Below are 13,321 nucleotides of genomic sequence, written 5' to 3' on the forward strand. Positions count from 1 at the left end.
AAGCTCACGACACCTCACTCCGCGACCACAGGATTCAGTGATGACAACCGCCATTTCTTCCCCCGCCACCGCGAGCCCGCGGACCATCCGCAGCGTGCTGGTGGCCAACCGCGGCGAGATCGCCTGCCGCGTGATCGACACGCTGCGGACCATGGGTATCCGGTCCGTCGCGGTGTACTCCGACGCCGACGCGAACGCCCCGCACGTGCGGGCCGCCGACGTGGCCGTCCGCCTGGGGCCGGCCCCCGCGGCCGAGAGCTACCTGGACATCGCGAAGGTCGTCGCGGCGGCCCGCGCGACCGGGGCCGATGCGGTGCACCCCGGCTACGGTTTCCTCTCCGAGAATCAGGAGTTCGCCGCCGCGCTGGCGGCCGCCGACATCGCGTTCGTCGGACCGCCCGCGCGGGCCATCGCCACCATGGGCGACAAGATCACCGCGCGCGCGGCGGTCGTCGAACGGGGCGTCCCGGTGGTGCCCGGACTCTCGCGGCCCGGCCTCACCGACGCCGACCTGATCGCCGCGGCGCCGGACATCGGTTTCCCGGTGCTCATCAAGCCCAGCGCCGGCGGCGGCGGCAAGGGCATGCACCGCGTCGACGATCCGGCCGAGCTGCCCGCCGCGCTGGTCACCGCGCGCCGCGAGGCGGCCTCGGCGTTCGGCGACGACGCCCTGTTCCTCGAGCACTTCGTGCTGACGCCGCGCCACATCGAGGTCCAGGTGCTGGCCGACGAACACGGCAACGTGATCCACCTGGGGGAGCGTGAGTGCTCGCTGCAGCGCCGCCACCAGAAGGTCATCGAGGAGGCGCCGTCGGCGCTGCTCACGCCGGAGACGCGGGCCCGCATCGGGCAGGCCGCCTGCGACGCGGCCCGCAGTGTGGGCTACACCGGGGCCGGGACCGTGGAGTTCATCGTCTCGGCCACCGCGCCCGACGACTTCTACTTCATGGAGATGAACACCCGACTGCAGGTGGAGCACCCGGTCACCGAACTGGTCACCGGTGTGGACCTGGTGGAACAGCAGGTGCGGGTGGCCCGCGGCGAGGTGCTCGCCATCGCCCAGGACGACGTGGTGCTCACCGGGCACGCGGTGGAGGCCCGCGTCTACGCCGAGGATCCCGCGCAGGGCTTCCTGCCGACCGGCGGCACCGTGCGCACGCTGCGGTGGCCCACCGCCCTGGCCGCGCACGTCCGCATCGACTCGGGCATCGACGAGGGTTCGGTGATCGGCTCGGACTACGACCCGATGCTGGCCAAGATCATCTGCCACGGTGCCGACCGCACCGAGGCCTTCGACCGGCTCGACGAGGCCCTCGCCGAGACCGCTCTCGTGGGCGTGGGCACCAACATCGACTTCTGCCGCTACGTGCTGGGACAGGAGGCGGTGCGAGCCGGCGAACTCGACACCGAACTGCTCGATCGGCTGGTGGTGGACTACGCCGCGCCCGCGCCCACGCCGGCGGCCCTGGTGGCCGGGGCGCTCGGCACCCTCGATCTCGGCGACGCTGACGACGTGTGGAGCAGCGCGGTGGCCTTCCGGATCGGCGTGCCCTCGCCGGTGGTCACCCGGCTGGTCTGCGACGGCCGGACCTACACGGTCTCGGCGCTGGTCACCGACTCCGACACCCACACGTTGCACGCCGAGGTGGACATCACCGTCGACGAGGAGACGACCTGGCGGGGCACCGTGTACCTCCGGCCGCGCGGGGACCACGCGGTGACCGTGCGCTGCGACGGCGTCGGAGCGCGCTGGGTGGTGGAGCAGACCTCCGCGCTGCGGCGCTGGGTCGCCGGTGAGGACGGCACCTGGGTGATGCAGTTGGCACACACCCTGGCCGACGCCGACGACGCGCTGGCCGTCGGCGATGTGCGCAGTCCGATGCCGGGCACCGTGGTGGCCGTCCCGGGCACCGACGGCGCCGTGGTCGCGGCCGGCGATCCGCTGGTCGTGGTCGAGGCGATGAAGATGGAACACACCCTGCGGGCACCGGCCGACGGCATCGCGTCGATCAGCGTCCGTGTGGGTCAGAAGGTGGATGCCCAGCAGATGCTGGCGCACGTCGTCGCCGAATCCGAGGAGCCCGCCGCTACCCCGGAGTAGTCCGCGCGGTGGTGCGGTCAGTCACTAACGTCAGCCCTAGAACTCGTGAGCAAGAAGGTACTTCGAAGATGGAACTGAGCCAGGAATACACCGACCTCATCGGCAGCGTGCGTGAGTTCGCGCAGCAGGTCGTCGCGCCGGTGTCGTACAAGCACGACAAAGAGAAGTCGTTCCCGTACGACGTGGTCAAGCAGATGGGCCAGATGGGCTTGTTCGGCCTGCCGTTCCCCGAGGAGTACGGCGGCATGGGCGGCGACTACTTCGCCCTGGCGCTGGCCCTGGAGGAACTGGCCAAGGTGGACCAGTCGGTGGCCATCACCCTGGAGGCCGGCGTCGGCCTCGGTGCCATGCCGATCTACAAGTTCGGCACGCAGGAGCAGAAGGAGCGCTGGCTGCCCGACCTGGCCGAGGGCAAGCGGCTGGCCGGTTTCGGGCTCACCGAGCCGGGCGCCGGCAGCGATGCGGGCGCCACCGCCACCACCGCCGTCGAGGACGGCGACGAATGGGTGATCAACGGCGGCAAGCAGTTCATCACCAACTCCGGTACCGACATCACCTCGCTGGTGACCGTGACCGCGGTGACCGGGACCCGGCCGGACGGCGGCAAGGAGATCTCGACGATCATCGTGCCCGCGGGCACCCCGGGCTTCGTCGCCGAGCCGCCCTACGACAAGGTCGGCTGGAACGCCTCGGACACCCATCCGCTGAGCTTCACCGACGTCCGGGTGCCGCGGGAGAACCTGCTGGGCACCCGCGGTCGCGGCTACGCCAACTTCCTGTCCATCCTCGACGAGGGGCGCGTGGCGATCGCGGGCCTGGCCACCGGTGTGGCGCAGGGCTGCGTGGACGAGTCGATCAAGTACGCCGCCGAGCGGCAGTCGTTCGGCAAGTCGATCGACCAGTACCAGTCGATCTCGTTCGCCATCGCCCGGATGGAGGCGCGCGCCTACGCCGCGCGCACCGCGTACTACGCGGCCGCCGCCAAGATGCTGGCCGGCAAGCCGTTCAAGAAGGAGGCCTCCATCGCCAAGATGATCTCCAGCGAGGCCGCGATGGACAATGCGCGCATGGCCACGCAGATCCACGGCGGCTACGGCTTCATGAACGAGTACACGGTGTCCCGCCACTACCGGGACTCCAAGATCTTGGAGATCGGCGAGGGCACCACCGAGGTGCAGCTCATGCTGATCGCCCGCGCGCTCGGACTGCCCGCATGAGCGCGGCCGAGTCGACGGCGCCGGGCGCGCGGATCACCCAGCGCGGCCTGTGGTTCGAAGAGTTCCAGATCGGAGCCGTGTACGAGCACCGGCCGGGCCGCACCCTCACCGAGGCCGACAACGTCCTGTTCACCACCCTCACGATGAACACCCAGGCGCTGCACCTGGATGCGGCGTGGTCGGCGACGCAGCCGGGTTTCGACGGTCAGCGCCTGATCAACTCCATGCTGACCCTGTCGACGATCGTCGGCCTGTCGGTGGCCCAGTTGACGCAGGGCACGCTGGTGGCCAACCTCGGCTTCTCCGACATCGCTTTTCCCGCACCGATGTTCGCCGGCGACACGCTGTATGCCGAGACCGAGTGCACCGGTAAGCGCGTGTCCAAGTCGCGGCCGGGGGAGGGCGTCGTGTCGCTGACCCACCTCGGCCGCAATCAGCACGGCGTCGTGGTGGCGCGCGCCTCCCGCTCGACCCTGGTTCGTCTCGATCCCGAAGGACAGCGATGACCGACTCCCCAGCCCTCTCGTCCGGGTGGCTCCCGGCCGGACCGGCCCTGCTCTTCTGCCCGGCCGATCGGCCGGAGCGTTACGCGAAGGCGGCCGAGCGCGCCGACGTGGTGATCCTCGACCTCGAGGATGCCGTCTCGCCGGAGAACAAGGCGGCGGCCCGCCAGGCCCTGATCGACACCCCGCTGGACCCGCAGCGCGTGGTGGTGCGGGTCAACGCCGTCGACACCGACGAGCACGCCGCCGACCTGGAGGCGCTGGCCCGCACCGACTACCGGGTGATCATGCTGGCCAAGGCGCAGGACCCGGCAGTGGTCGCCGCCCTTGACTATTCGGTGGTCGCACTCATCGAGACACCGCTCGGCGTGGTCCGCTGCGAGGAGATCGCCGCGGTCGACAACTGCGTCGGCCTGATGTGGGGGGCCGAGGACCTCGTCGCCGGTCTGGGCGGCAAGTCCAGTCGTTTCGCCGCGGCCGAGCCCGGGGCGGGCGCCTACCGCGACGTCCCGCGCTTCGCGCGCGCTCGCGTCCGACTGGCCGCCGGCGCCTTCGGCCGGGCCGCCATCGATGCGGTGCACGTGGACATCGCCGACGTGGTGGGCCTGGACCTGGAAGTGCGGGATGCGGTCGCGTTGGGCTTCGCGGGCACCGCGTGCATCCATCCGTCGCAGGCCCAGGTGGTACGCGACGGCTACGCGCCGTCACCGCAGGAGGTGGCCTGGGCGCGCCGCCTGCTGGCCGCCGCCGACGAGTTCGGCGGGGGCGTGTTCACATTCGACGGCCAGATGGTCGACGCGCCCGTGTTCGGGCAGGCCGTAGCGGTCCTGCGACGCATCGGAGAGGAAGTGTGATGAGCGAACTGTCGTACGCGAAGGGGGAGGACACCCCGGCGCTGCTGGAGGACACCATCGGCGTCACGCTCGCCAAAACCGCTGCGGCACATCCGGATTCGGTGGCACTGATCGATGCTGCCGCGAACGAGGGTGCCGGCCGCCAGTGGACCTACCGCGAGTTCCACGCGCAGGTGCGGGCACTGGCCGCCGGTCTGCGGCGCCTGGGCCTGACCCCCGGCGACCGGCTGGCACTGTGGGCGCCGAACCGGTGGGAATGGGTGATGACCCAGTTCGCGGCGGCCGAGGCCGGTGTGGTGCTGGTGGTGCTGAACCCGTCGTACCGTCGACACGAGGTGGCCTATGCGCTCAACCAGTCGGGCGCCTCGGTGGTCTTCTCGGCCACGGCCTTCCGGGATTCGGCGTACGCCCAGATGCTCGAGGACGTGCGGGCCGAGGTGCCGGACCTGCGGTCGGTGATCCTGTTCGAGTCGCCCGCGTTCGACGATCTGCTCGTCGCGCCCACCGGGGCCGAACTCGAACAGCTGGCGGCGGTCGCCGCCACGCTGCGGGCCGAGGACCCGATCAACATCCAGTACACGTCGGGCACCACCGGCAATCCGAAGGGCGTCACGCTCTCGCACCGCAACATCGGTAATAACGGCTACCTGGTGGGCGAGCTGTTGGAGTACACCGAGGCCGACTCGATCTGCACCCCGGTGCCGTACTACCACTGCTTCGGCATGGTGATGGCCAACCTGGCGGCCACCTCGCACGGCGCCACCATGGTGATCCCGGCGCCGGCCTTCGATGCGGCGGCCACGCTGGCGGCGGTGGAGAAGTACCGGTGCACCAGTCTGTACGGCGTACCGACGATGTTCATCGCCGAACTGGCACTCCTGGATTCCGGACGGGAGTTCGACCTGAGTTCCCTGCGGACCGGCATCATGGCCGGCTCCACCTGCCCCGAGTCGGTGATGCGCCGGGTGCTCGACGAGATGCACATGTCGCAGGTGTCGATCTGCTACGGCATGACCGAGACCAGCCCGGTGTCCACCCAGACCCGCATGGACGATCCGCTGGAGCTGCGGGTCGGCACCGTCGGACGCGTCGGTCCGCATCTGGAGATCCAGGTGGTGGATCCGGCGACCGGCGAGCAGGTGCCGCGCGGTGAGGCCGGCGAACTGTGCACGCGCGGCTACTCGGTGATGCTCGGGTACCGCAACGACCCGGTGAAGACGGCCGAGGCGATCACCGAGGACGGCTGGATGCGCACCGGCGACCTCGCGGTGATGGGCGAGGACGGCTACGTTCGCATCACCGGTCGGATCAAGGACCTGGTGATCCGCGGCGGCGAGAACATCTATCCGCGCGAGGTGGAGGAGTTCCTGTACACGCACCCGGACATCGTCGACGCCCAGGTGATCGGTGTCCCGGACGAGAAGTACGGCGAGGAACTGATGGTCTGGGTGCAGCTGCGTGAGGGCGCCGAGCCGATGACCGCCGAGAGCCTGCGCGAGTTCGCCGCCGGCGCCATCTCTCGACACAAGATCCCCAAGTATGTGCACGTGGTCGAGAGCTTCCCGATGACCGTGACCGGCAAGGTGCGCAAGGTCGAGATGCGGGCGCAGGCCATCGATCTGCTCGGCCTCGAGCAGTAGGCCGCGGCCCCGCGCGCACCCCCGTAGAACCAGCAGGAGAACATCCCCCCATGAGCCAACACCCCTCCGGCGACGTGACGCCGTATGACGCCTTCGTCGCTTTCCTCGCGGAACGGACCGGTCTCGACCTGCCGTCGTACGACGCGGTGTGGCAGTACTCGGTGGAGGAGCTGCCCGGCTTCTGGCGGGCGATCTGGGACTTCTTCGAGCTCGACGAGGTGGCCGAGCAGCCGCTCGGCGACGGCGACGCGGCGGTGCTCGCCGACGCGGAGATGCCGGGCGCCGACTGGTTCCCCGGGGCCCGTCTGAACTATGTCGACGCGGTGCTGCGGCACTGCGATCGGGACGGGGCGGCCATCGTCGGCCTCGACGAGTCCGGTAACCGCACCACGATCGCCTGGCGGGACCTGCCCGGGCAGGTGGCAGCGGTCGCCGGGGCGCTGGCCGACGCCGGCATCGGTGCGGGCGACACCGTCGCCGCCTACCTGCCGGACATTCCGGAAGCGGCGGTCGCCTTCCTGGCCACGGCCTCGCTCGGTGCGATCTGGTCCGGTTGCGGGCAGGACTACGCGCCCGAGGGCGCGGCGGGGCGCCTGGCGCAGTTGCAGCCCAAGGCGCTGTTCTCGTGCGCGGGCTACCGGTTCAACGGCAAGGACGTGGACAAGTGCGCCGACAGCGCCGAACTGGCCGGCCTGCTCGACGAGCTGGTCCTGCACATCCAGGTCGGTGCGGACGCCGACGCGGCCGAGACCGCCTGGGCCGACGTCGTCGCCGACACCACGCGCACACCGTCCCCGGTGAAGGTGCCCGCCGACCATCCGCTGTGGGTGCTGTTCTCCTCGGGCACCACGGGTCGCCCGAAGGGCATCGTGCACGGCCACGGCGGCGTCCTGGTGGAGCACCTCAAGCAGACGGCGTTGCACTGCGGCCTCGGGCCCGAGTCGGTGTTCTTCTGGCACACCGCGCTGAGCTGGATGATGTGGAACTATCAGGTGGCCGGACTGCTGGTGGGGGCGCGCATCGTGACCTACAGCGGGTCGCCGCTCTACCCCGACGCCGACCGGCTCTGGCAGATCGTCGCCGCCGAGCACGTCACCTTCTTCGGGACCAGCCCCGGCCAGCTCAACGCCTCGCGCAAGGCCGGCCTGGTGCCCGGACGCGACCACGACCTGTCCGCGTTGGGGACCCTCGGCAGCACCGGCTCCACCCTTCCGGCGGATCTGTTCGAGTGGGTGTACGAGAACGTCGACGCCGACCTGCCGATCTCCTCGGTGAGCGGCGGCACCGACATCGTCAGCGGGTTCGCCGGCGGCAGCACCGGGGTGCCGGTGGTGGCCGGCGAGCTCCCGGTCCGCCACCTCGGCGTGGCGCTGGAGAGCTGGTCGTCGGACGCGCGCCCGCTGATCGGCGAGGTGGGCGAGCTGGTGGTGACCGCACCGATGCCGTCGATGCCCCTCTGCTTCTGGAACGACGACGATCAGGCCCGCTACCGGGCCGCCTACTTCGACCACGAGTGGGACCGCCCGCTTCCGCACCCGGTGTGGCGGCACGGGGACTGGGTCACGGTCACCGACCGCGGTTCGCTGCTGTTCCACGGCCGCAGCGACGCCACCCTGAATCGGCACGGCATCCGGATGGGCTCGGCCGACATCTACGAGGTGGTCGAGGGCGTCGACGAGATCGCCGAGGCCTTCGTGCTCGGTGTCGACGGCCCCGACGGCGCCTACTGGATGCCGATGTTCGTCACCCTGGTGCCGGGCGCCGAACTCACCGACGAACTCGTCCAGCGCGTGGTCGGCGAGATCCGGTCCCGACTGTCGGCGCGGCACGTCCCGGACGAGATGATCCTCGCCCCGGGCATTCCGCACACGCGCACCGGGAAGAAACTGGAGGTCCCGGTCACCGCGATTCTGGCCGGGCGGGACGACGTCAACGTGGATCCGAAGTCGATCGACGATCCGGGACTGATCGACTGGTACCGCGAGCGCGGTGCGGCCCACCGGTGGTGACGTGCGCCGCATCCGAACCTGTGCGCGAACGGTGCCTGTACTAGCGTAGGTGCCGTTCGTGGGTCATCGTCGACGGTGGCCGTTCCCAACGCCAGGAGGATCTCCATGACGTATCCGCAAGGCCCGAGCTACGGCCAGGGCGACCCCGGCCAGAGCCAGCAGCAGTACGGCGCCGGTCAGTACGGTCAGCAGCAGTACGGCCAGCAGGCCCAGCAGTACGGGCAGCCGCAGTACGGGCAGCAGCAGTACCAGGCGCCCAAGCCGCCGTCGCAGGGTCTTCCGCACAATTCGTCGTTGATCCTGTCCGCCGTGGTGGGCGGCCTCGGCGTCATCATGCTGTTCTGCGGCTTCCTGCCGGCCTTCACGGCAGAGCGCTACCGCGGCGGCACCGAGTCCATCAAGATCTTCGACACCTTCTACGTGGCGCCGTGGATCATCTTCGCGGTGGCAGGCATCGCAGCCCTCCTGACCCTGGTGATCGGTGCGAGCAAGCACTTCATCGCCGGTATCGCGGCGATCAATGTGACCGCCTTGCTGGTCACCATCTTCATGTTCGCCGGGGGCGATTCTGGCAGTGAGGCCGACACCGGCGCCGGCGCCATCGTGCTGCTGATCTTCACCGTCATCGGTGCGCTGGCCGCCATCGCCTGGCTGCTGGTGGCGAACGGCAACATCAAGACCGCTCCCGCCCCGGCGGTCGGCGCGGCCCCGGCCTACGGCCAGGCCGCGACCGGCTCGTACGGGCAGCCTGCGGCGCCCAGCTACGGCCAGGACGCACCCGCGACCAGCTCCTACGGTTCGGCTCCCGCATACGGCTCGGCCCCCTCGTACGGTTCGGCCCCGTCGTATGGCTCGGCCCCCTCGTACGGTTCTTCCGAATCGGCCGCGGGCAGCGAGCAGGCGACCACCTACAACCCGGTGCCGTCGGCGGGGGAGACCTCCGGCGACGACGGTTCGGCGACGACCTTCTTCGGTCTCCCGGACACCTCGGGTACCGCCGGGGGCGAAGGCACCGGCACCACCGGAACCGAGCGCGACAAGTAACCCCGCGCCGCACTCGACCGACGCCGTCGCCCCGTGTGGGGCGGCGGCGTCCGTCGTTTCCGCCCTTCGCGCGGTCGAATCACCGTCGCGCTGTCGGAATACTCCGGCAGCGCGAGCCAGGTCCGGCCGCGCGACCGGAGACCGGCAGCGCGACCATCACAATTTCCCCCTGTGCGGCGTGGCCCCTTCGGACGCGCCACCGGACGTGCCACCCTCGATAGCGATGCCTGCAACCACCGAATCTCTGGTCACCCGTCTCCGGCAGGGACGGGTCACTCGGCGTGGCGAACATCCGGTCGGGCACCCGGTCACCTGGAACCTGCTGAAGGTCGCCCTGCTGGTGCCCATGATCACCACGGTGATCCTGGCCCTGGTGCTCACGGTGACCAAGCTGCTGGCCGGTGGCGCGTTCGGCGGGCTGGCCGGTCAGTCGGCCGCGGCGTGGCTGGCGGTCAATCAGGTGCCGCTGATCGTGGGCGGCGTGACCCTCGGGGTGCTGCCGCTGCTGCCCACCCTCGCCCTCATCGTCGCGGTCGCGGTGGTCACCGCGCGGGCGTGCCGGGAAGTGAGCACCCTGCAGGACGTCGGAGCGATCGCCGGGGCGGCCCTGGCCGGTCCGCTGCTGTGGACGGCGCTGGCGTTGGCCGTGGTGGCCGACGGTGCGGCGGTGTCCGCGCTCGGCCAGCCCGCGCCGCTGCCTGCCTTCGGATTCACCCTGTTGGTGCAGGCCATCGGCGTGGCGATCGGCGTGGGCCGACGCTGCGCCGAGCCGCTCCTGGAGATCTACGAGTTCCCGGTCGCCGACCGGGTCGGCGCCCGCGCGGGGGTCCTCGCCTTCGCCGGGCTGCTTGTCGGCGGCACGCTGCTGGTGGTGGTGGCCGTCATCGCCAAGTGGAGCCGCGTCGGTGAACTGATCGCGACCGGCAACTCCTTCGACGGCTACCTCGGTCTGACGCTGCTGTCGATCCTGTACTTGCCGAACGTGGTGGCCGGGGCGCTCGGCATCGCGGTCGGGGCGAGCGCGCAGGTCGGCACCGCCACCATGGATGCGATCAGCGTGCACCCCGGTGCGGTACCGCCGGTGCCGATCCTGGGCGCGCTGCCCGAGTCGAGCCTCGGCGCGTTCGGCGCCTTCGTGTTCGTGGTGCCGGTGGCGGTCGGGGTGGCCGTCGGCTGGTACTGCCGGAGCTTCGATCTGGCCAAGCACCTGCGGGCCGTGGCGGTGGCCGCGGCGACGTGCGCGGCCCTGGTGGTGCTGTCGTGCGCGATGGCCGCCGGCGCGGTCGGGGAACTCGGCCGGGTGGGCGTGAGCGCACCGCTGGCCGGGGTCTACACCTTCGCGTGGATCGCCGTGGCGGGTGCGCTCACCGCGGTCGTGCACCGGTACGCACCCGCCGGATGGTTCGGCACCGGCGACCCGGCCGACGACTTCGACCTGGACCGGCTGCTGGCGCAGGACGCCGAGTTCGCGGACCTGGAGATCGTCGAAGACCCGGACCGGACCGAGACTCCCGAGGACGCAGATCTCGCCGAGGACGATCCCGAGGACGCGGACCCCGCCGACGATCCAGCCGACGACCCGGTCGAGGCGACCGCGCCGGATACCGAGGAGACCGGAGTCGCCGACGACGATGCGAGCGCGGTGACCGCTGAGCTGCCCGTCACATCCGGGGAGGCAGACTCTCCGGACCCGGCCCCCGAACGCCCGCACGCGGGCGAGGGGCACTAATCTTCCAGGTGTGAACAACCGGTCCGAATCGCGTGCGCCCGTCGTGGCGATGGCTTCGGGTACCGGTTCGTTGCTGGCCGCGCTGATCGAGCGCGCCGCCGCCCCGGGATCGTCGTTCCGGGTGGTGGCGGTGGTGGTCGATCGCGATTGCCCGGCACGGGACGTGGCCACCGCGGCCGGGATACCGGTCGTGCTCTGCCGCCTCGGCGACCATCCCGACCGGGCGGCCTGGGATCGGCAGCTGCTCGCCGTCGTGGACGACTTCGCTCCGGACTGGGTGGTGACGGCCGGCTTCATGAAGATCCTCGGACCCGCGTTCCTGGCCCGGTTCGCCGGTCGCGTGGTGAACTCGCATCCGGCGCTGCTGCCGGCCTTCCCGGGCGCGCACGGCGTCGCCGATGCACTGGCCTACGGCGTCAAGGTCACCGGCACCACGGTGCACCTGGTGGACGGCGGCGTGGACACCGGTCCCATCCTCGCGCAGGCGACGGTTCCGGTGCTGCCCGACGACACCGTCGACTCCCTGCACGAACGCATCAAGATCTCAGAACGCGAACTCCTCCCGGACGTGGTGGAGGCCGTGGTGGCCCGCGGCGTGGTCACCGATGGACGAAAGGCACATATCTCATGAACGCATCCGCAGGCACCCGGCCGATTCGTCGGGCCCTGGTCAGCGTCTACGACAAGACCGGCCTCACCGAGCTGGCGACGGCACTGCACGCGGCGGGCGTGGAGATCGTCTCGACCGGCTCGACCGCCAAGACCATCGCCGCCGCCGGGGTGCCGGTGACCGAGGTCAGCGAGCTGACCGGCTTCCCCGAATGCCTGGAGGGGCGGGTCAAGACGCTGCACCCGCGGGTGCACGCGGGCGTGCTCGCCGACACGCGCAAGGACGACCACCTGGCCCAGCTCGCGGACCTGGACATCAAGCCGTTCGAGCTGGTGTGCGTCAACCTGTACCCGTTCACCGAGACCGTCGCCTCCGGCGCCGGCCCCGACGAGTGCGTCGAGCAGATCGACATCGGCGGGCCGTCGATGGTGCGCGCCGCGGCCAAGAATCATCCGTCCGTCGCGGTCGTGGTGGACCCGAGCGATTACGCGCGCGTGGCCGAGGCGGTCGCGACCGGCGGTTTCGCCCTGGCCGAGCGGCAGGCGCTGGCGGCCAAGGCCTTCCGCCACACCGCCGACTACGACGTCGCCGTCGCCTCCTGGATGAGCAGCGTGGTGGCGCCCGACACCGAGTCGTCGTTCCCGGTGTGGACCGGTGCCACCTGGGATCGCAGCGCGGTGCTGCGCTACGGCGAGAACCCGCACCAGAGCGCGGCGCTGTACACCAGCCACGCGGGTCCGGCCGGGCTGGCGCAGGCCGAGCAGTTGCACGGCAAGGAGATGTCGTTCAACAACTACACCGACGGTGACGCCGCCTGGCGGGCCGCCTACGACCACGCCGAGCCGGCCGTCGCGATCATCAAGCACGCCAACCCGTGCGGCATCGCCGTGGGTGCCGACATCGCCGAGGCCCATCGCAAGGCGCACGAGTGCGATCCGGTGAGCGCCTTCGGCGGCGTGATCGCGGCCAACCGCGAGGTCTCGGTGCAGATGGCCGAGCAGGTGGCCGAGATCTTCACCGAGGTGATCATCGCTCCCGGCTACGCCGACGGCGCCGTCGAGGTCCTCGCCCGGAAGAAGAACGTCCGCATCCTGATCGCGCAGCCGCCCACCGAATCGGGCGTCGAGCTGCGGCCGATCTCCGGCGGCGCGTTGCTGCAGGCCCGCGACGTGCTCGACGCCGAGGGCGACGATCCGGCCAACTGGACCCTCGCGGTGGGCGAACCGGCCGACGCCCAGACGCTCGCCGATCTGGTCTTCGCCTGGCGCGCCGGTCGCGCGGTCAAGTCCAACGCGATCCTGCTGGCCCACGACGGCGCCTCGGTGGGCGTCGGCATGGGCCAAGTGAACCGGGTCGATTCGGCGCACCTCGCGGTGAACCGGGCCGGCGACCGCGCCCGCGGTTCGGTGGCCTCCTCGGACGCCTTCTTCCCGTTCCCGGACGGACTGCAGGTCCTCATCGACGCCGGTGTGCGCGCCGTGGTGCAGCCCGGCGGTTCGGTCCGCGACAACGAGGTCATCGAGGCCGCGCAGGCCGCGGGCATCACCATGTACTTCACGGGTGCCCGGCACTTCGCGCACTGATCGGCAGTTCTATGTCCGCGAAGGTACCTGT

10 protein-coding genes are annotated in these 13,321 nt (G+C 70.8%); all 10 read left to right on the top strand.

Features of this window, described 5'->3' with window-relative positions; all coding sequences use genetic code 11:
* The first annotated feature begins 40 nt into the window (after nucleotides 1–40).
* Entirely contained in the window at nucleotides 41–2,101 is a 2,061-nt protein-coding gene (locus tag ACFFJD_RS16525; protein ID WP_382366158.1) for an acetyl/propionyl/methylcrotonyl-CoA carboxylase subunit alpha, read from the top strand.
* Nucleotides 2,102–2,169: 68 nt separating this feature from the next.
* The gene (locus ACFFJD_RS16530; protein WP_382366160.1) at nucleotides 2,170–3,318 is read left to right on the top strand and encodes an acyl-CoA dehydrogenase family protein; all 1,149 of its coding nucleotides are present in this window, start codon (nucleotides 2,170–2,172) and stop codon (nucleotides 3,316–3,318) included.
* Complete coding sequence (locus tag ACFFJD_RS16535; protein WP_382366162.1) at nucleotides 3,315–3,824, top strand: MaoC family dehydratase; 510 nt, start codon at nucleotides 3,315–3,317, stop codon at nucleotides 3,822–3,824. Before ACFFJD_RS16530 ends, ACFFJD_RS16535 begins: the two co-directional genes overlap by 4 nt.
* Nucleotides 3,821–4,675: an HpcH/HpaI aldolase/citrate lyase family protein gene (locus tag ACFFJD_RS16540; RefSeq protein WP_382366164.1), complete on the top strand. Its 855-nt coding sequence runs from the start codon at nucleotides 3,821–3,823 to the stop codon at nucleotides 4,673–4,675. The genes ACFFJD_RS16535 and ACFFJD_RS16540 overlap by 4 nt, the downstream gene beginning before the upstream one ends.
* The gene (locus tag ACFFJD_RS16545) at nucleotides 4,675–6,315 is read left to right on the top strand and encodes an AMP-binding protein (protein WP_382366166.1); all 1,641 of its coding nucleotides are present in this window, start codon (nucleotides 4,675–4,677) and stop codon (nucleotides 6,313–6,315) included. Before ACFFJD_RS16540 ends, ACFFJD_RS16545 begins: the two co-directional genes overlap by 1 nt.
* Nucleotides 6,316–6,365: 50 nt before the next feature.
* Nucleotides 6,366–8,324, top strand: a complete 1,959-nt coding sequence (locus ACFFJD_RS16550; protein ID WP_382366168.1) for an acetoacetate--CoA ligase — start codon at nucleotides 6,366–6,368, stop codon at nucleotides 8,322–8,324.
* A gap of 105 nt (nucleotides 8,325–8,429) precedes the next feature.
* Nucleotides 8,430–9,368 (top strand): DUF5336 domain-containing protein, encoded by a 939-nt coding sequence (locus ACFFJD_RS16555; RefSeq protein WP_382366170.1) that lies wholly within the window; start codon nucleotides 8,430–8,432, stop codon nucleotides 9,366–9,368.
* 223 nt (nucleotides 9,369–9,591) lie between these two features.
* Nucleotides 9,592–11,097 carry a cell division protein PerM gene (locus ACFFJD_RS16560; RefSeq protein WP_382366172.1) on the top strand — a complete coding sequence of 502 codons (1,506 nt, stop codon included), beginning with the start codon at nucleotides 9,592–9,594 and terminating at the stop codon, nucleotides 11,095–11,097.
* Between the two features lie 49 nt (nucleotides 11,098–11,146).
* A complete protein-coding gene (gene purN, locus ACFFJD_RS16565; protein ID WP_382366207.1) occupies nucleotides 11,147–11,728 on the top strand; it encodes a phosphoribosylglycinamide formyltransferase in 582 nt (193 codons plus the stop codon).
* Nucleotides 11,725–13,290 (top strand): bifunctional phosphoribosylaminoimidazolecarboxamide formyltransferase/IMP cyclohydrolase, encoded by a 1,566-nt coding sequence (purH, locus tag ACFFJD_RS16570; protein ID WP_382366175.1) that lies wholly within the window; start codon nucleotides 11,725–11,727, stop codon nucleotides 13,288–13,290. The genes purN and purH overlap by 4 nt, the downstream gene beginning before the upstream one ends.
* Nucleotides 13,291–13,321: the final 31 nt, after the last annotated feature.

Origin of the sequence: Gordonia phosphorivorans (assembly GCF_042432625.1) — a bacterium.
In the GTDB taxonomy this organism is placed as follows: domain Bacteria; phylum Actinomycetota; class Actinomycetes; order Mycobacteriales; family Mycobacteriaceae; genus Gordonia; species Gordonia phosphorivorans.